General features: G+C 64.8%; 18 protein-coding genes. 9 read left to right on the forward strand and 9 right to left on the reverse strand.

What is annotated here, in order from left to right:
• Position 1: 1 nt before the first annotated feature.
• From H7J93_RS06390 to H7J93_RS06400, 3 genes are read right to left on the reverse strand one after another with little or no spacing between them, the layout of a single operon-like run.
• A complete protein-coding gene (locus tag H7J93_RS06390) occupies positions 2–331 on the reverse strand; it encodes a hypothetical protein (RefSeq protein WP_267305455.1) in 330 nt (109 codons plus the stop codon).
• Complete coding sequence (locus tag H7J93_RS06395) at positions 324–1667, reverse strand: aromatic ring-hydroxylating oxygenase subunit alpha (protein WP_267305456.1); 1344 nt, start codon at positions 1665–1667, stop codon at positions 324–326. Before H7J93_RS06395 ends, H7J93_RS06390 begins: the two co-directional genes overlap by 8 nt.
• A 7-nt stretch (positions 1668–1674) precedes the next feature.
• Positions 1675–2214 (reverse strand): carboxymuconolactone decarboxylase family protein, encoded by a 540-nt coding sequence (locus tag H7J93_RS06400; protein ID WP_267305939.1) that lies wholly within the window; start codon positions 2212–2214, stop codon positions 1675–1677.
• 260 nt (positions 2215–2474) lie between these two features.
• Here H7J93_RS06400 and H7J93_RS06405 point away from each other — a divergent pair, with 260 nt between their 5' ends.
• The 6 genes from H7J93_RS06405 to H7J93_RS06430 all read left to right on the forward strand — a co-directional run bounded on the left by H7J93_RS06405 (position 2475) and on the right by H7J93_RS06430 (position 9407).
• A complete protein-coding gene (locus H7J93_RS06405; RefSeq protein ID WP_267305457.1) occupies positions 2475–3770 on the forward strand; it encodes an amidohydrolase family protein in 1296 nt (431 codons plus the stop codon).
• A 93-nt stretch (positions 3771–3863) separates the two neighbouring features.
• Complete coding sequence (locus H7J93_RS06410) at positions 3864–5030, forward strand: acyl-CoA dehydrogenase family protein (protein ID WP_083154687.1); 1167 nt, start codon at positions 3864–3866, stop codon at positions 5028–5030.
• Between the two features lie 57 nt (positions 5031–5087).
• Positions 5088–6302: a CaiB/BaiF CoA transferase family protein gene (locus H7J93_RS06415; RefSeq protein ID WP_267305458.1), complete on the forward strand. Its 1215-nt coding sequence runs from the start codon at positions 5088–5090 to the stop codon at positions 6300–6302.
• Positions 6299–7096, forward strand: coding sequence for an enoyl-CoA hydratase/isomerase family protein (locus H7J93_RS06420; RefSeq protein ID WP_267305459.1), 798 nt, complete (start codon positions 6299–6301; stop codon positions 7094–7096). The genes H7J93_RS06415 and H7J93_RS06420 overlap by 4 nt, the downstream gene beginning before the upstream one ends.
• 2 nt (positions 7097–7098) lie before the next feature.
• Entirely contained in the window at positions 7099–8244 is a 1146-nt protein-coding gene (locus tag H7J93_RS06425; RefSeq protein ID WP_267305460.1) for a thiolase family protein, read from the forward strand.
• A gap of 14 nt (positions 8245–8258) precedes the next feature.
• Entirely contained in the window at positions 8259–9407 is a 1149-nt protein-coding gene (locus H7J93_RS06430) for an acyl-CoA dehydrogenase family protein (protein WP_267305461.1), read from the forward strand.
• Positions 9408–9460: 53 nt separating this feature from the next.
• Here the strand turns inward: H7J93_RS06430 and H7J93_RS06435 are convergent, their stop codons facing one another.
• The 3 genes from H7J93_RS06435 to H7J93_RS06445 all read right to left on the reverse strand — a co-directional run bounded on the left by H7J93_RS06435 (position 9461) and on the right by H7J93_RS06445 (position 12022).
• Entirely contained in the window at positions 9461–10384 is a 924-nt protein-coding gene (locus tag H7J93_RS06435) for a TIGR03619 family F420-dependent LLM class oxidoreductase (RefSeq protein ID WP_267305462.1), read from the reverse strand.
• A 5-nt stretch (positions 10385–10389) separates the two neighbouring features.
• Complete coding sequence (locus H7J93_RS06440; RefSeq protein ID WP_267305463.1) at positions 10390–11229, reverse strand: mycofactocin-coupled SDR family oxidoreductase; 840 nt, start codon at positions 11227–11229, stop codon at positions 10390–10392.
• A gap of 148 nt (positions 11230–11377) precedes the next feature.
• A complete protein-coding gene (locus H7J93_RS06445) occupies positions 11378–12022 on the reverse strand; it encodes a TetR/AcrR family transcriptional regulator (RefSeq protein WP_267305464.1) in 645 nt (214 codons plus the stop codon).
• 70 nt (positions 12023–12092) lie between these two features.
• Here H7J93_RS06445 and H7J93_RS06450 point away from each other — a divergent pair, with 70 nt between their 5' ends.
• The 3 genes from H7J93_RS06450 to H7J93_RS06460 all read left to right on the forward strand — a co-directional run bounded on the left by H7J93_RS06450 (position 12093) and on the right by H7J93_RS06460 (position 14627).
• Positions 12093–13373 carry a cytochrome P450 gene (locus H7J93_RS06450; RefSeq protein WP_267305465.1) on the forward strand — a complete coding sequence of 427 codons (1281 nt, stop codon included), beginning with the start codon at positions 12093–12095 and terminating at the stop codon, positions 13371–13373.
• 145 nt (positions 13374–13518) lie between these two features.
• Positions 13519–14127 (forward strand): TetR/AcrR family transcriptional regulator, encoded by a 609-nt coding sequence (locus tag H7J93_RS06455; RefSeq protein ID WP_267305466.1) that lies wholly within the window; start codon positions 13519–13521, stop codon positions 14125–14127.
• Positions 14124–14627 (forward strand): hypothetical protein, encoded by a 504-nt coding sequence (locus H7J93_RS06460; protein WP_267305467.1) that lies wholly within the window; start codon positions 14124–14126, stop codon positions 14625–14627. The genes H7J93_RS06455 and H7J93_RS06460 overlap by 4 nt, the downstream gene beginning before the upstream one ends.
• Before the next feature lie 56 nt (positions 14628–14683).
• Here the strand turns inward: H7J93_RS06460 and H7J93_RS06465 are convergent, their stop codons facing one another.
• From H7J93_RS06465 to H7J93_RS06475, 3 genes are read right to left on the reverse strand one after another with little or no spacing between them, the layout of a single operon-like run.
• Positions 14684–15649, reverse strand: a complete 966-nt coding sequence (locus H7J93_RS06465) for an NADPH:quinone oxidoreductase family protein (protein WP_267305468.1) — start codon at positions 15647–15649, stop codon at positions 14684–14686.
• Positions 15646–16629 (reverse strand): phosphotransferase family protein, encoded by a 984-nt coding sequence (locus H7J93_RS06470; RefSeq protein ID WP_267305940.1) that lies wholly within the window; start codon positions 16627–16629, stop codon positions 15646–15648. Before H7J93_RS06470 ends, H7J93_RS06465 begins: the two co-directional genes overlap by 4 nt.
• A gap of 38 nt (positions 16630–16667) precedes the next feature.
• On the reverse strand, positions 16668–17969 hold the full coding sequence (locus H7J93_RS06475) for an acyl-CoA dehydrogenase family protein (protein ID WP_267305469.1): 1302 nt from the start codon (positions 17967–17969) through the stop codon (positions 16668–16670).
• Positions 17970–17977 lie beyond the last annotated feature (8 nt).

Raw genomic sequence — 17977 nt, forward strand, 5'->3', positions numbered from 1 at the left:
GTTAGACCACCGGCTCCTTGATACAGGTGACGTAGGTGGCGCCGCTGTCGAGAACCCGCGGTTGCTTCCACACCTCGATGGGGAACGACACATTCACCAGCGACTGCATCATGTGGATGAGAGCCTTTGCGTCGTCGGGCATTCCGTCCAGCGGGAACCTGGAATCGCAGTATTCCATCACAGCCTCGAGGCGTGGGAATGCGGTGTCGTAGAACTCCTGCATCTCTTCCATCGTGGAGGCCAGCCGCTTCTGGTAGCGATCCTCCTCGTTGGGCAGGCACCAATCGGAGAACCGTTCGAGGTCGGCGAACTCGGGTGGCAACTTAGGCATTGATGGCGTCCTTCTTGCTGGGGTTCGACGTGGCGTGACCGTTGGTATCGCCGTTGGTCAGGCCCTTTTCCTTCTTGTACGCGTTGACGTAGTCCCATGCCGTCTTGTGCAGGTGACGCAGCAGAATCTCCTGATCGCACAACGGGAAGTCGGTGACGACCCGGGTACCGATCTGCGTCTGGGTGGCCTCCAGCGTGTTGGCGTCCTGGAACGCATACTCCTTGAACGTCACGGCCGCGAGCTCGTGGGCGAGCCGCTCACGGGTGTTGGTGGCCGGCACGAAGTACAGCGTGCACTCGAAGATGTGCTTGTCCACATCGGTGGGCCAGTAGTGGTAGGTGAGGTACCAACCCGGAGCCCACAGCAGCAGGGTGAAGTTCGGGAAGAACTCGAACGAGTCCTGACCCCACGAGTGGTGGCGCGACGGGTTGACCGCCGGCGGCAACTCGTCGGGCAGGATGCCCTTGATCTTGGGCCGGTCCCATGGCCCGAACAGACCGCTGTGCAGCACGCGCTCGATCGGCTTGACCATGTTCTCGTCCTTCGGCGGGCTCATGCCCCCCCAGGACGAGATCATCGAGTGCTGACCCTTGATGTCGTAGTGCAGAGCCTCGAAACCGTAGCTCGCCAGCTTCTCGGCTTCCTCCTTGACCGCCTGCTTCATGTGCAGGATCGGCGCGTGGTAGAACTCGACGAACGCGTCGATGAACAGCTTCCAGTTCGCATTGACTTCAGCTCGGTAGCTGTAGGTTTCGGTCATCTCGTGGAAGGGATAACCCTCCAGACCCTTCCCGAACTCGCCGAGGTACTCGGTCAATGGCTCGGCGTCGTTGTCGAAGTTGATGAAGATGAACCCTTCCCACACCTCGCAGCGCACGGGCACCAGCCCGTAGTCGCCCTTGTCGAGGTCGAAGAACTCGTCCTCCTGCTGGACGAAGGTCAGGTCACCCTCGAGGCTGTAGCGCCAGGCGTGGTACTTGCAGGTGAACTGGCGGCACGTGCCCGAGACCTCCTCGCCCGGATAGTCGTTCCACACCAACTTGTTTCCACGGTGGCGGCACAGGTTGTAGAAGGCGCGAACCTTCTCCTGCTTGTCCTTGACGATGATGACCGACGTGCCCTTACCTGCGGACGGCATCTCCTTGGTGAAGTAGCTGCCCTTCTTGGGCAGCCGCTCCACGCGGCCGACGTTCAGCCAGCACTTGCGGAAGATGGCCTGCTGTTCGAGCTTCCACTGCTCGGGGTCGATCGAATCGGTGTAATCGACCGGCGCAGTTCCTAGTTCGGGCCAGTTCTCAGTCCAACTGCCTGCCGCCGGCTTGGGGAAAAATGCCACGGTTTGTCTACCTCTCTACGTGTTCTTCTGAGTCGGGTTCGACACCGAACGTGTTGATAGCCATGGCGAGTGCGCCATAGCAGCCGATAGTGAAGACGAGATCCATCCGTTGGCGCTCGTCGAGGTGCTCCGAGAGCGCCGCCCATGTCGCATCGGAGATCACCGAGTCGTCCTCGAGTTCATCGACGGCCGCGATGACCGCGCGATCGAGATCGTCGGTGGCCTCGCCGCGCTGGATGCCTTCGATGACCTCAGGGGTCAGGCCGGTCTCGCCACCCATGCGGACGTGGTGGCGCCATTCGTACTCGCAGTGGCGCCGGTGGGCGACTCGCAGCACCGCCAGCTCGCGCAGCCGGTCCGACAGCGTCGACCCGTAGAGCAGGTGAAAGTTGAAACGCAGGAAGGCGCGGGTCAGCTTGGGGTGGCGGACGAGTGTGGCGACGAGGTTGCCCGCGGCTTCGGGGTTACGTCGCTCGACCGGCATGTTCTCCAGCGCCCGATCGACAGCGTCGTCCCACTGGTCAGCGGGGAGCGGTGAGACACGCACCGACGACTTCCTCTCGTTCACGAGAATTAGATTCTCATATTTCGCCAATAGATTTCCACCTTTCCCCCAGATGGTCAATCCCGAACGTCAGATGTGCCGGTCAGTGGCCTGTCACTTAGCGCCAACGGCGCAGCAAGAAGGCCATGCGGGCGGTTTCGGACATTGATTCTCGCCGCAAGAGAAGCTAGTTTCCTCAGATAGAGAACACCACTGGGTAACTAGTGTTGGGGCCATCACAGGTTGCGACGGAGGGAACAGGCATGAACAAAGAAGACATGATCCTGATCAGCGTTGATGATCACATCGTCGAGCCGCCGGACATGTTCAAGAACCATCTGCCGAAGAAGTACCTGGATGAGGCTCCGCGGTTGGTGCACAACCCCGACGGATCGGACACCTGGCAGTTCCGCGACATCGTGATCCCCAACGTCGCCCTCAATGCAGTGGCGGGCCGGCCGAAGGAGGAGTACGGCCTGGAACCCCAGGGACTCGACGAGATCCGCCCCGGCTGTTACCAGGTCGACGAGCGAGTCAAGGACATGAACGCCGGCGGCATCCTCGGCTCGATGTGCTTCCCGTCGTTCCCGGGGTTCGCCGGGCGACTGTTCGCCACCGAGGATCACGAGTTCTCGCTCGCGCTCGTGCAGGCCTACAACGACTGGCATGTCGAGGAGTGGTGCGGGGCCTACCCGGCGCGGTTCATTCCGATGACTCTGCCGGTGATCTGGGATCCGGAGGCCTGCGCCAAGGAGATCCGCCGCAATGCCGCACGCGGTGTGCACTCGCTGACGTTCACGGAGAACCCCTCGGCGATGGGCTATCCCAGCTTCCACGACTTCGACCACTGGAAGCCGATGTGGGACGCGCTGGTCGACACCGACACCGTGCTGAACGTGCACATCGGGTCGTCGGGCCGACTGGCCATCACCGCCCCGGATGCGCCGATGGACGTGATGATCACCCTGCAGCCGATGAACATCGTGCAGGCCGCCGCGGACCTGCTGTGGTCGCGGCCGATCAAGGAGTACCCCGACCTGAAGATCGCGCTGTCCGAGGGCGGCACCGGCTGGATCCCGTATTTCCTGGAGCGGGTGGACCGCACCTATGAGATGCACTCGACGTGGACGGGCCAGGACTTCAAGGGCAAGCTGCCGAGCGAGGTGTTCCGGGACCACTTCCTGACCTGCTTCATCGCCGACCCGGTGGGCGTGACGACGCGTCACCAAATCGGCGTCGACAACATCTGCTGGGAAGCCGACTATCCGCACAGCGACTCGATGTGGCCCGGCGCGCCCGAACAACTCGACGAGGTGCTCAAGGCCAACAACGTGCCCGACGACGAGGTCAACAAGATGACCTACGAGAACGCGATGCGGTGGTACCACTGGGATCCGTTCACCCACATCTCCAAGGAGCAGGCGACCGTCGGCGCGCTGCGCAAGGCGGCCGAAGGCCACGACGTCAGCATCCAGGCGCTGTCGAAGAAGGAGAAGACCGGCGCCACCTTCGAAGACTTCGCGGCCAGGGCCAAGGAACTGACCGGCAACAAAGACTGAGTACCACAGCGATTTCGGCGTGCTCGGTAACGCTCAGCGAGACCCAGCACGCCGAAATCGCCATGCAATGGAGGAGAACGCGTGTCCGGCGGTATGAGTTTCGAGCTGAGCGAGGATCAGCAGACCATTCGTCAGGCCGTCGCCGAGTTGTGCAGCAAGTTCGACGACGAGTACTGGATGCGGAAAGACCTTGCGCACGAATTCCCGCAGGAGTTCTACGACGCGATCGCCTCCGGCGGCTGGCTGGGCATGACCATCCCGGAGGAGTACGGCGGACACGGGCTGGGCATCACCGAGGCCACGCTGCTCCTCGAAGAGGTCGCGCGGTCCGGGGCGGCGATGAACGGTGCCAGCGCCATTCACCTGACGATTTTTGGCATGCAACCGGTCGTCAAGCACGGGTCCGACGAACTGAAGGCCGCGACTCTGCCGCGCATCGTCAACGGCGATCTGCACGTCTGCTTCGGCGTCACCGAACCCACTGCCGGGCTGGACACCTCGCGGATCACGACGTTCGCGAAGCGCGAGGGTGACAAGTACCGGATCAACGGCCGCAAGGTGTGGATCTCGAAAGCGCAAGAGTCCGAGAAGATCCTGTTGCTCACCCGGACCACGCCGTACGACCAGGTCACCAAGAAGACCGACGGCATGACGCTGTTCCTGACGGATCTCAACCGCGACCACGTCGACATCCGGCCGATCAAGAAGATGGGCCGCAACGCCGTCAGCAGCAACGAGGTGTTCATCGACGATCTCGTGGTCCCTGTCGGGGATCGCGTCGGCGAGGAAGGCAAGGGCTTCAAGTACATCCTCGACGGGTTGAACCCGGAGCGGATGCTGATCGCCGCCGAGGCGCTGGGCATCGGGCGCGTCGCCCTCGAGAAGGCCGTCAAGTACGGCAACGAGCGCGTGGTGTTCAACCGGCCCATCGGCATGAACCAGGGCCTGCAGTTCCCGCTCGCGGATTCCCTTGCCCGCCTTGATGCGGCTGAGCTCGTGCTGCGCAAGGCCACCTGGCTTTACGACAACGGGAAGCCGTGTGGACGCGAGGCCAACACCGCAAAATACCTCTGTGCCGACGCCGGTTTCGGCGCCGCCGACCGCGCACTGCAGCTGCACGGCGGCATGGGCTACTCCGAGGAGTACCACGTGTCACGTTATTTCCGCGAGTCGCGGCTGATGAAGATCGCGCCCGTCAGCCAGGAGATGATCCTGAACTTCCTCGGCGAGCACGTGCTCGGAATGCCGAGGAGCTACTGATGGGCTATTTCGATCTCACCGCGAGCGAGATAGCCGGCGGCATGGTGATGTAGTTACATGAATGCGCCGTTGACGGGCGTGACCGTCGTAGCGATGGAGCAGGCCGTAGCCGCTCCGATGTGCACCCGCGTGCTCGCCGATTTCGGGGCGCGCGTGATCAAAGTGGAGAACCCCAACGGCGGCGACTTCGCCCGCGCCTACGACGACGTCGTCAACGGACCCGGCGGAATGGCTGCGCACTTCGTCTGGTGCAACCGCGGCAAGGAATCGGTCACTCTCAACACGAAATCGCCTGAGGGACTGGATCTGTTGCACCGGCTTCTCGACCGTGCCGACGCCTTCGTATCCAACCTCGCGCCGGGATCGACGGCCAGGATGGGGATCTCGGCCGCCGACCTGGCGGTGCGCCACCCCAACGTCATACCCGTCGAGATTGACGGCTATGGCCCCGGCGGGCCCATCTCGCACAAGCGCGCGTATGACCTTCTGGTGCAGGCGGAATCGGGTTCGTGTGCCGTCACCGGCTACCCGGGGATGCCTGCCAAGCCCGGGCCCGCGGTGGCCGACTTCACGACGGGTCTGTACGCCGCGATCTCCATTCTCGCGCTGTTGTTCGCGCGGGGGAGACGTGAAGACGGCGCCGCGGCGCCCGCCGTCGAACTGAGCCTGTTCGACGTGATGACCGATGTCATGGGTTACGCGCTGACCTACACCCAGCATTCGGGCATTGACCAGGAGCCCCTCGGTGTGGGGTCACCCGCGGTCGCGCCTTATGGGGCGTATCCGACCCGCGACGGCCAGACGGTGGTGCTGGGCACGACGAACGATCGTGAGTGGCAGCGCGTCGCCCGCGAGATCATCGACCGGCCCGACCTCGCCGACGACCCGCGCTTCGCCACCAATCCGGAGCGTTGCGTGCACCGGGAGATCCTCGACGAGGCCATCCGATCCTGGTGTGCCCAGCATGATCTGGCCGAGATTCAGAAGATCGCCGACGCCGCGGGCATCGGCAATTCGCGTTACAACCTGCCCAGCGAGGTCGTCGTGCACCCGCACCTGACCGCGCGCGATCGGTGGCGCACGGTCGCCACGCCGGTGGGCGAGATCCAGGCGTTGCGTCCGCCGCCGGTGATCACCGGATTCGAACAGCCGATGGGCGCGATACCGGGGCTCGGCGAGCACACCGACGCCGTCCTGAGCGAATTGGGTTTGACCGCAGACGAACTCAGCCGGCTTCGGGCCGACGGCGTGATCGGGCCGGCACACCCGTGAGCGAGGACCAGGTGCTGCTGTGCGAGGACCGCGACGGGGTCTGCACGCTGACTCTCAACCGGCCCGACCGCAAGAACGCGATCAACGCGCAGTTGTGGGAGGAACTGGCCGACGCACTGCGCGCCGCCGCGCGAGACACCGAATTACGCGCACTGGTGGTCACGGGTGCGGGCGGGGCGTTCTGTTCCGGCGCGGATATCGCCACGGGCGAGGACATCCATCCCCGGCACAAGCTGCGGCGGCTCACTGAGGTCGCACTCGCGCTGCACGAGCTGACCGTCCCCACCATCGCGAAGGTGAACGGCGTGGCCGTCGGCGCGGGCTGGAACCTGGCCCTCGGCTGCGATCTCGTCGTCGCGACGCCGGAGTCGCGGTTCTGTCAAATCTTCTCCAAGCGTGGCTTGTCGGTCGATCTCGGCGGGTCGTGGCTGCTGCCCAAGCTCGTCGGTCTGCAGCAGGCCAAACGGCTGGTGCTGCTGGCCGACATGATCGACGCCGAGGAGGCGCGGTCGCTGGGCCTGGTGACCTGGATCAAGGGGGCCGACGAGATCGACGCGTTCGTCGCCGAGCTCGCGGGACGTCTAGCCGCAGGCCCGCCCGTCGCGCTGGCCCAGAGCAAGGCCCTGCTCAACGATGGCGCCAACGCCACATTGCGCGAAGCGCTGGCCAATGAGGCCCGAGCGCAACCGGGAAATTTCGCCACTGCAGACTCAACGGAGGCGTATGCCGCATTCGCACAGAAACGCGATGCGACGTTCACCGGCCAATGGGCAGTACCAAGATTGGAGAAGTGAAGATGCGCGAAACAGTCATCGTCGAGGCGGTGCGCACCCCCGTCGGGAAGCGCAACGGCGGACTGTCGGAGATGCACGCCGCTGACCTGTCCGCGATCGTCCTCAATGCGCTGATGGAGCGGGCGGGGGTGGACCCCGAGATCGTCGATGACGTGGTGTGGGGTTGCGTCTCACAGGTGGGCGACCAGTCCAGCAACATCGGCCGTTACTCGGTGCTGGCCGCGGGCTGGCCCGAGCACATCCCCGGTACGACGGTCAACCGCGCCTGTGGTTCGAGCCAGCAGGCGCTCGACTTCGCGGTGCAGGCGGTCATGTCAGGCCAACAGGACGTCGTCGTCGCAGGCGGCGTCGAGGTGATGAGCCGGGTACCGCTCGGGGCGGCCAGGGCCACCGGCATGCCGTACGGCCCCAAAGTCCTTGAGCGGTATGGCGACTTCTCGTTCAACCAGGGCATCTCCGCAGAGATGATCTCACAGAAGTGGGGCTTTTCGCGGACCCAGCTCGACGAGTATTCGGTGCGGTCCCACGAACTGGCGGCGGCCGCACAGGACAGCGGGGCGTTCGAGACCCAGATCATGCCCGTCTTCACCGACGGCGAGCCCGTCGTCGCCGATGAAGGGGTGCGGCGGGGGACCACCGTGGAGAAGCTGGCCGGCCTCAAGCCGGCGTTCAAGGAGGACGGTGTCATCCATGCGGGCAACTCGTCGCAGATCTCCGACGGCGCCGCAGCGCTTTTGGTGATGGCCGCCGAGAACGCCATGGCGATGGGACTTCGGCCGATCGCGAGCTACCGCGCCGGTGCGGTCACCGGGGCCGATCCGGTGCTGATGCTGACGGGTCCGATTCCCGCGACCGAGAAGGTGCTACACAAGGCGGGCGTCACCATCGACGAGGTCGGTGTCTTCGAGGTCAACGAAGCGTTCGCGCCGGTGCCGTTGGCCTGGCTGGCCGAAACGGGTGCCGACGAGGCGAAACTCAACCCGCTGGGTGGGGCCATCGCGCTCGGCCATCCGCTCGGCGCCTCAGGGGCGGTGCTGATGACGCGGATGCTCAACCACATGCGCGACAACGGAATTCGCTACGGGCTACAGACCATGTGCGAGGGCGGCGGCACCGCCAACGCCACCTTGGTAGAACTCATCGCATAGGACGGATATAACGCGTGCGCAGAGACCTGTTCACCGAAGACCACGAAGCCTTTCGCGAGCTGGCCCGCGATTTCGTCGAGAAGGAGGTGGTTCCGCACTACCCCGAGTGGGAGAAGGGCGGACGCATGCCTCGCGACGTGTTCAAGCACATGGGCGCGCTCGGCATGCTCGGCATGGCCATTCCCGAGGAGTACGGCGGCGGCGGTGCACCGGATTACCGCTACAACGTGGTGTTGCAGGAAGAGGCAGCGCGGGCGCTGGTCACGCTGTCGACGGTGCGCACGCAGCTCGAGGTGATCCTGCCGTACTTCCTGCACTACGCGAACGAGGAGCAGCGCAAGCGCTGGTTCCCGGGACTCGCGGTGGGCACACTGTTGACCGCCGTCGCGATGACGGAACCCGGTACCGGGTCCGACCTGGCCGGCATGCGTACCAGCGCGGTGCGCGACGGTGACGACTGGATCCTCAACGGCGCCAAGACCTTCATCACCGGCGGCATGCAGGCCGACCTGGTGATCGTCGTGGCACGCACGTCGACCGATCCCGACAACCGGCGAAAAGGGTTGACACTGTTCGTTGTTGAGGACGGCATGCCCGGGTTCACCCGCGGCCGCGAACTGGAGAAGATGGGCTGCAAGGTCCAGGACACCGCCGAGTTGTCGTTCGTCGACGTCCGCGTGCCGAACGCCAACGTGCTCGGTGAAGAGGGGGAGGCGTTCGGCTACCTGGGCCACAACCTGCCGCAGGAACGGCTGACCGTGGCCGTCGGTTCGGTGGCGCAGGCGCGCTCGGCGATCGCCGCGGCGATCGACTACACCAAGAACCGCAAGGCATTCGGCACACCCGTCGCGTCGTTCCAGAACACAAAATTCGAACTGGCCGCCTGCTCAACCGAGGTGGAGGCAGCCCAGGCGATGCTCGACCGGGCGGTGTCGCTGCATGTCGAGGGTGAGCTGTCGGCCGCCGATGCCGCCCGGGTCAAGCTGTTCTGCACCGAGATGCAACAGCGGGTGGTGGACCGCTGCCTGCAGCTGTTCGGCGGATACGGCTACACGATGGAGTATCCGATCGCCCGGCTCTACACCGATGCGCGCGTGGCCCGGATCTATGCCGGGACCAGCGAGGTGATGAAGGTGATCATCGCCAAGTCGCTCGGCCTCTGATTTTGCGATTTCGGCGTGCTGAGTCTCGCTGAGCGAGACCAGCCACGCCGAAATCACTGGGGAAGCTGGGGTTTCACGTCCTCGATCACCCATTGCGCGTAGTCGAGGTACTCGTCGACACATGAGACGGGCGGGAGCGGTACCGCGCTGACGGTCACACCCTGTTCGCTGAGCCAACTCAGCTGGTGCACGATCTCGCCCGCGCTCATTCCCGGGCGGCCGTGGGGGTCATGGCGTGCTACGTGACCCTCGCCTACCCGATTCGTACCTAGACCGTGCACCACATCGAAGTGCCTACCATCGTAGGTCGGCTGGGACTTGATGAAGTCCACGCGCTGGGCGATCTGTTCGGGTGGCGTCAGGAATGACCACCATCCCGTCGCGTACTTCGCCGCCCTGCGTAGCGCGGCATCGGCATCGCCGCCTATCCAAATGGGTAGGTGTGGCTTCTGAATTGGCTTGGGCTCGAAGGCGATGTTGGCGAACGAGACGTACTTGCCCTCGAAACTGGGGGAATCGCTTGTCCACAACTCGATGATCGCCGCCAGGTATTCGTCTGCGATGCGGCCACGCTCACGGAATGGGACGCCGAGCAGTTCGAACTCCCCCTCGAGCCAGCCCACGCCGAACGTGACCATCATCCTGCCGCTGCTCATCCAGTCGGCCGTGGCAAGTGCCTTGGCAAGGACGATCGGATGTTGCAGCGGCAGCACCGTGATACAGGAATTGAGCAGTATCCGCTCGGTCGCACCGGCGAGGTATGCCTGTGCCACAGTCGATTGCAGGTAATGCGGCCCCGACAATTCGACGTGGTCTTCCGGGATCACAAAATGCTCTGGTACGGCGATCATGTCGTATCCCCACTCGTCGGCGCACTTGGCCATCCGAGTCTGGTCGGCGCCGGTGACGGTCGCCTCCCATGGCTGCGACATCGCTTTGAGACGCAGCATGTGAGGGAGATTGAAGACGAGCTTCACACGTGCTACTTGAGCATGCTGCCGGCGTCGACAGTGACGGGAAGGCCGGTGATGTAACGGGATTCGTCGGAGGCCAGGAACAGCACCGCATTGCTGACATCGACGGGCTCGACCCAGCCGACGGGAAGCACGTGCATGAACTGTGCGGCGACCGCGAGGTCGTCGGGACCCGGGTTCTCCAGATCCGGGCGGAAGAGCTTCATCGTGCCCTCATTCATGAACAGCGGCGTGTTCACGTTGGTGGGGCAGACGGCGTTGACGCGGATCGAGTGTTGTCCGAGTTCGACGGCGAATGTGCGCATCAGTCCGATCACGCCGTGCTTGGCGGCGATGTAGTGGCCGGTGTGCGGGTATGGCTTCAAGCCGCCGACCGAGCTGGTGAGGATGATCGAACCGCCGCGACCACCCGACAGCAGATGGGGGACAGCGGCTTTCACCGTCTTCCAGACGCCCGACAGGTTGACGTCGATCATGTCGGTCCAGTCGTCTTCGCTGGTCTTGTCCAACGTCTCTCCACCGTTGCCGATGCCTGCGTTGGCGACGACGATGTCCAATCGCCCGAGCTGTTCGACGCCGCTGTCGACGACGGACTTGACCGCGTCGTAGTCACGGACGTCGACTTCGGCGGTGACGATGCGGCGGTTCAGGCCTTTGACCAGGTCGGCGGTCTCGGCCAGATCGTCGGGAGTCGCGGCGGGGATATCGTCATTGCTGGAAATCCGCTTGCAGACGTCGACAGCGATGATGTCGGCGCCTTCCTCGGCGAGTCGTACCGCGTGACTGCGGCCCTGACCGCGTGCCGCGCCGCTGATGAACGCAACCTTGCCTTCTACTCGCCCAGCCATGTCATCACCCTCGGTTCATGTGTTGGTCGGTCGATCAAAATTGATCGATCGACCAGGATCGTGGCATCGATCGCCTTGGCTGTCAACCAGTGATGCCGATCCGACCGTGCGGGTCCCAAGCGGCGCGGCTGTGTCGGTCCCGGCGGCTTTACGACCGTCGCCGCTGGCCCGTCAGCAAGTCGAACTGTCGTTCCATGAAGGCGCGCATATCGTCGTGGCCGAGTGTCACGTCGACGGCGTCCTCGTTGGACAGGCTGCGGGCGATCTGGGCAATGAGCATGGAGATCACCACCGGCGGGTACTCGTCGAGGTCGATACCTCTGGCCCGCAAGGCGACGGCGACGGCAGCTGTCTCGATGTCGCGCACCCGCTCTGCGTACGCTTTCAACTCGGCGCGAATTGCCTTGCGATGGTTGGCCAATGCCATGAACTCGAGGTTTAGACCCGTCGTCCGTACATCACTGTTGATCTGCCACAGCATTCGCAGCGGGTCGTCATGCGTGAGCGCGGCGCGCATGTTCTCCAAGGAGACCTCTGCACCCGCGCGCAGGACCTCGACGAACAAGTCGTCCATGGTAGGGAAGTAGTAGTACACCAGCGCTTGCTTGACACCGGCTTCCGCTGCCACCCGCCGTGATGTCGCGGCCGCATAGCCCTCGTCGCGCATGATCTTTGCGGTTGCCTCGATCAGGCGCTCGCGCGCACCGGATTCGGCGGACTTGCCCCTGTCCGAGGCGGCCGGTCCGGTACCCGCTCGATTGGTTGACCGTCCGCCGGCCCGCGTGGTAGGCATGGGGCATCCTAACAGTTGATCGATCGATCAATTTTGCACGCGGCGACCCAGCATCGAAAGGACGGCTTCGATGACCGACCTCGCATTGGCCGACTTCTTCTCGGACCAGGCGATCAGTCAGGATCCGTACGACTATTGGGATGCCCTGCGCGCGAAAGGCCCGGTGGTCCGCGAGCCGCACCACGGCGTCGTCGCCGTGACGGGTTATCGGGAAGTGATGGCGGCGTTCAAGGATCACGAATCGTTCTCCGCCGTGAACGCCATCGGCGGACCGCTCCCGCCGTTGCCGTTCGTGCCCGAGGGCGACGACATCTCCGAGCAGATCGAGGCGCACCGTCACCTGTTTCCGATCTATGAGCACATGGTCGTGATGGATCCGCCGGCCCACGAGCGGGCCCGGTCACTGCTGAGCAAGCTGCTCACGCCGCGGCGACTGAAGGAGAACGAGGACTACATGTGGCAGCTGGCCGACAGCCAGCTCGACCACGTCATCTCGGCCGGTCGTTGCGAGTTCCTCTCGGAGTATGCGAAACCCTTTGCCACATCGGCGATCATCGACCTGCTCGGTGTGCCGGAGGAGGACCGGCCGGAGTTCCTCGCAGCACTGGGCGCCGAGCGCCCCGACGGGTCCCGGGTGGGAGCACTCGATGGCGAGCCGGTTGGTTCCGACCCGCTGCAGTATCTCGATGACAAGTTTGCCGGTTATCTCGCCGACCGTCGCCGCCAACCGCGTAACGACGTGCTGTCGGGGATGGCCACCGCCGTCTATCCCGACGGCTCGACGCCTGAGCTGATGGAGGTGGTCAAGCCGGCGACGTTCCTGTTCGCCGCCGGACAGGAGACCGTCACCAAGCTGCTCAGCGCGGCGGTGCAGGTGCTCGGCGACCGGCCGGATTACCAACAGCTCCTCCGCGAGCAACCGGACCGGATTCCGGCGTTCATCGAGGAGTCCCTGCGCATGCACTCGCCGACGAAGGTCGACTTCCGGCTGGTCCGGAAGACCACCACGCTCGGAGGTGTGCATCTGCAGGCCGGCACTGTGGTGATGCTCTGCCTCGGCGCCGCCAACCGCGACCCGGAGAAGTTCGAGGATCCCCACGAGTTCCGCCCCGGCCGCAAGAACGTGCGCGAACACATCGCGTTCGGCCGCGGCATCCACACCTGCGCCGGGGCGCCATTGGCGCGCGTCGAGGGGCGGATCACCGTGCAACGGCTGCTGGACCGCACCCGCGAAATCTCCATCAACGAGGCGGCACACGGGCCCGCAGGCGATCGTCGGTACGCCTACGAACCCACATTTTTGCTGCGCGGCCTCACCCAACTGCACATCGAATTCACCCCTGCCACCTAGCTGACCTGGCGATTTGGGCGTGCTAGGTCTCGCTCAGCGAGACCAGCCACGCCCAAATCACAGAAGCGATTTCGATGAGACCCTTGTCACAGCCGACAAACCTACCTACTGTGTGTTCACTAGGTTGGTTCAACGAAGGAGCCCCGTGTCAGCCCCACGGCCCTATGCGAGCCTCCTCGCCAAAGGCGAGGATCGCAGGCAGCGGATACTCGCTGTGGCGGAGCGGCTGCTGGCCCGCAACGGCTGGCGCAATACGTCGCTGGCACAGATAGCCAAGGAAGCCGGAGTGACGCCGGCGGGGTTGTTGCACCACTTCGAATCCAAGGAGCAGTTGCTCAACGCGGTTCTCGACGCCCGCGATGCCGACGACGAGATCCACGCGGACTACCGCTCGGGAGATCTGGTCAGCGAACTCACCCGCGTGCCCGAGCGCTTCGACCGCGCACCCGAGCTGGTCGGCACGTTCACGGTCCTGTTGGTCGAGAACATCGCCCCCGATGCGCCGTTGCACGACCGGTTGCACCACCGCTACCGCGAGGCCGCGAACATCATCATCGAGCTCATCAAACGCGGCCAGAGTGACGGCCGGTATCGCCCAGACGTCGATGCGGCCAGTAAGGCCGTCGAGATTCTCGCCTTTATCAACGGAATGGAGACCCTATGGCTACTCGATCCCTCAATCCCGCTGACCGAGGTGTTCAAGGGGTACGCGGAGTCTCTGGGACGCGACTTGTCGCCGCGGAGCCCGATGTGAGGTACCGGCTGGACGTCGTCGCTCCGACCGTGGTCGACGCGGTGCGCTACGCGGGCGGCTGGATCTATGACCGGGTGATGGCCGGATGGGACGTCACCGTTCTCGTCGCCAACCCGGACGATCTGACGCCGCTGCACATCCTCGGTGCGCAGACGATGGACCTCGAGTCGGTGCTGGAGGACTGGGAGGACCGGCCCCATCCGCAAACCGTCGCCGTCGCGGCCGATCTCTTCGACCGCGATCCGCGCGTGCTCGCGCACGTGCGTAATGCGCTCGACCAAGGCGCCACCGAGGTGACCCTGTGGGGTGAGAGCCTGCCCGCCGATCTGAACGACAGCGTCGACTCTGCCTCACACCACTTGAGCGCTGCCGCACGGGCTTTCAAGTCCCGCGCGCTCGCGGCGGCCAATGATCCGGAGGCAGGCGCCGTCACGGCCAGCGAGACCTTCCGCTGCGGGTTGATGGCCTCCGTCGCCGCCGATCTGGTGCCCGCCAGCTAGAGCGATTTGTGTGCGTTTAGGCGCGCCGACCGCTCCTGAACGCACACAAATCGCAATCAGGTGAGGTCGATCAGGATCTTGCCGATGGCACGCCCGTGGGCGACATGCTTCAGCGCCTGAACCGTCTCGGTGAGCGGATAGACCGCTCCCACGTGCGGTCGCACCCGGCCGCTGACCAGATGCTCGCGCAGTTCGTCCTCGTTGCGGCTGAACTCGTCCGGCGGGACATCCTGGAACTGGAAGCCCAACACCGCGATTCCCTTCACCAACACCAGGTTCAGCGGGATGCGCGGGATGTCGCCCGAGGCGAAACCCACGGTGACGAACCGTCCACCCCGCCCCAGTGAACGCAGCGCGGGCTCGGACAGCTCGCCGCCTACCGGGTCGATGACCGCCGCGGCGCCGCCCGGCAGTGCGGCCTTGAGCGCGCCGCGCAGGTCGTCCTTCTTGTAGTTGACCAGGTGCCGTGCGCCGTATGACGCTGCGACGTCGAGCTTTTCGTCCGACGAAGCGACCGCCGTGACCGACGCCCCGAGTTGCACCGCCAGTTGCACCGCCGCCAGCCCCACACCGCCGCCCGCGCCGAGCACGACCACCTCATCGCCCGACTGCAGCCGCGCCACCGACCGCAGCGTGTGGTACGCCGTGCGGTAGGCGACGCCGAAGGCCGCGGCGGTGCGGTCGTCGACGCCGTCGGGGATTCGGGTGAGTCCGGCCGCCGCGACCGCGACCTCCTCGGCGAACGCCCCGTACATGCCGGTACCCGTGACCCGGTCGCCGACCGCGAAACCCTCGGTGTCCGAGCCGGTTTCGACAATGACTCCGGCGAACTCGCTACCCGGAACGAACGGCGCCGGAACGCTGATCTGGTACTTGTCGGCGATCAGCAGCACATCGGGGAAGTTCACCGCCGCGGCGGCGACGCGCACCCGAACCTGTCCCGCCTCGACCGCCGGGGACGGTCGTTCCTCGATGCGGACCACGTCCGGCGGTCCGTACGCCGGGCAGACCGCCGCTCTCACCGGTAGTCGCTGGACTCGGCGAGATCGGCCGCCGACCGCATCAAGTCCACGATGACGGGCCCGTAGGCGAGCAGTTTCTCGTTGTCGCCCGCCCGCTGGAAACCCTGCTCCAGCACAATGGCGAGCTTCCACTTGGCCAGCACCAAGTAGTAGTCGAGATCGTCGACCTGGCGGCCGGACACCTTCGCATAGTGGTCGATCACCGCCGTGCGCGAGGGCATTCCGCGCATGTCGACGTAGCTCATCGCCGACGGCGCGTCGGTGTCTTCCGGCCAACTCTGCACCATCCACCCGAGATCCAGCTTGGGGTCGCCCACCGTGCCCATCTCCCAGTCGACGATCGCCGCCAACTGCGCGGGCGCACCATGCCGGTACATCACGTTCGCGAACTGATAGTCGCCGTGCATCAGACCGGGGATGAAGTCGAGCGGACGGTGGTTGCGCAGCCATTCGGTCGCGACGTCGAGGCCGTCGATATCGCGGCCCTTGATGCGTTCGAAGAACCCGATCCAGCGGTCGACCTGTCGCTCGTGGAAGCCATCCGGACGTCCAAGATCCTGCAGCCCCTTGGCCTTCCAGTCGACTTTCGACAACAGTGCGATGCCCTCGGCCAGTTGAAAGGACAGTCCCGGCCGAGTCGTGAGATCGCTGTTGAACGGCTCCGGCCACTTGCCGTGCTGGTCCATGGGGGACCAGCCGTCGACGAAACCCATCAGATAGAAGGGCCTGCCGAGCACTTCGGGAGCCGGGCAGACGCCGACGGCCGCGGTGTGCGGCACATCGGTGCCGTCTAGGGCCTCGATGATCCGCCACTCGCGCAGGATGCCCTTGTCGCGGTCGGGCGGGGCCCCCGGTGGCGGCATCCGGAGCACGCAACTGTGCTCACCGCGGCGCAGTTCGTAGATGACGTTCTGAGTGCCGCCGGACAGGAACCTGGTTTCCAGTGGCTCGCCCTTACCGGGCAGTGCCGCCTCGTCCATCCATGCCGACAGTCGTGAAACGTCGATGTCGTTCTCGCTCACAGGTTGCCGACCTCGTGCTCGAGGAATTCGGCGTACTTCGCCTGGGCCGCCTCCCGCTTGCGCGGCGTCCACTCGGTCGGCCAGGTGTCCTCGGTGGCCTGGTAGTCCCGCAGCACCTGCTTGGCAACGGTGGTCTTGTGCACCTCGGTCGGACCGTCAGCCAATCCCATCACCGCGGCACCCGTCACCATACCCATGAACGGCATCTCGTTGGTGACGCCGAGCGCCCCGTGCACTTGCATTGCCCGCCAAGCGATGTCGTGCAGCACCGTCGGCATGGCGACCTTCACCGCGGAGATGTCCTTACGCACCTTCTTGTAGTCGTTGTATTTGTCGATCTCCCACGCGGTGTAGAGAACCATCAGTCGGAACTGCAACAGCTGCGCATACGAATCGGCGATGTAGCCCTGCACGAACTGCTTGTCCGAAAGCCGGCTGCCCTGGGTCTCTCGGCTCAGCGCCCGCTCACACATCATGTCGAGTGCTCGCTGGGACAGTCCGATGGTGCGCATCGCGTGATGGATGCGGCCACCGCCGAGCCGGGTCTGGGCGATGACGAACGCCTGGCCCTCGCCTCCGAGCAACGCCTCGGCCGGTACGCGCACGTTGTCGTAGTGGATCAGCGCGTGTCCGCCCTGGCCCTCGGGTTCGCCGTAAAGGCCGATGTCGCGCACGATGTTCACGCCTGGTGTGTCGGTGGGGACGAGGAACATCGACATGCCTTGATAGGCGCTCACGTCCGGATTCGTCACTGCCATCACGATGAGGAACGAGGCCGTTCGGGCATTGGACGAAAAGAACTTCCAACCGTTGATCACCCAGTCGTCACCGTCGCGGACCGCCCTGGTCTTGAAGAGGGTGGGATCTGCGCCCGCATGCGGTTCGGTCATCGAATAGCAGGAGAACAACTCACCGTTCAGCAGCGGCATGAGGTACTTCTGCTTCTGATCCTCGGTGCCGTAGTGCGCGATGATCTCGGCGTTACCGGTGTCGGGGGCTTGGCAGCCGAACACGATCGGCGCCCACTGTGAACGGCCGAGGATCTCGTTGAGCAACGCGAGCTTCAGCTGGCCGTAGCCCTGCCCTCCGAGCTCGGGTCCGAGATGCGTCGCCCACAGACCGCGCTTGCGCACCTCTTCCTTGAGTGGGTCGACCGCGTCGCGCCGTTTGCCCTCCAGCGGCACGAACTGCTGGTGTGGGAACGCCAGGTCCAGCGGCTCGACCTCCTCGCGGACGAACTCGTCGGCCCAGTCCAGCACCTTCTGATACTCGGGGTCGGTCTCGAAATCCCACGCCATCGTGGTCT

It is taken from the genome of Mycobacterium barrassiae, assembly GCF_025822765.1.
GTDB classification, from domain to species: Bacteria; Actinomycetota; Actinomycetes; order Mycobacteriales; family Mycobacteriaceae; genus Mycobacterium; species Mycobacterium barrassiae.

Bases quoted from the DNA above. Each gene is read 5' to 3' on its own strand.
- H7J93_RS06390 (WP_267305455.1), bottom strand. From the start codon at position 331: ATGCCTAAGTTGCCACCCGAGTTCGCCGACCTCGAACGGTTCTCCGAT.
- H7J93_RS06440 (WP_267305463.1), bottom strand. From the start codon at position 11,229: ATGGCTGGGCGAGTAGAAGGCAAGGTTGCGTTCATCAGCGGCGCGGCA.
- H7J93_RS06470 (WP_267305940.1), bottom strand. From the start codon at position 16,629: ATGGACGAGGCGGCACTGCCCGGTAAGGGCGAGCCACTGGAAACCAGG.
- H7J93_RS06410 (WP_083154687.1), top strand. From the start codon at position 3,864: ATGAGTTTCGAGCTGAGCGAGGATCAGCAGACCATTCGTCAGGCCGTC.
- H7J93_RS06425 (WP_267305460.1), top strand. From the start codon at position 7,099: ATGCGCGAAACAGTCATCGTCGAGGCGGTGCGCACCCCCGTCGGGAAG.
- H7J93_RS06475 (WP_267305469.1), bottom strand. From the start codon at position 17,969: ATGGCGTGGGATTTCGAGACCGACCCCGAGTATCAGAAGGTGCTGGAC.
- H7J93_RS06445 (WP_267305464.1), bottom strand. From the start codon at position 12,022: ATGCCTACCACGCGGGCCGGCGGACGGTCAACCAATCGAGCGGGTACC.
- H7J93_RS06415 (WP_267305458.1), top strand. From the start codon at position 5,088: ATGAATGCGCCGTTGACGGGCGTGACCGTCGTAGCGATGGAGCAGGCC.
- H7J93_RS06405 (WP_267305457.1), top strand. From the start codon at position 2,475: ATGAACAAAGAAGACATGATCCTGATCAGCGTTGATGATCACATCGTC.
- H7J93_RS06450 (WP_267305465.1), top strand. From the start codon at position 12,093: ATGACCGACCTCGCATTGGCCGACTTCTTCTCGGACCAGGCGATCAGT.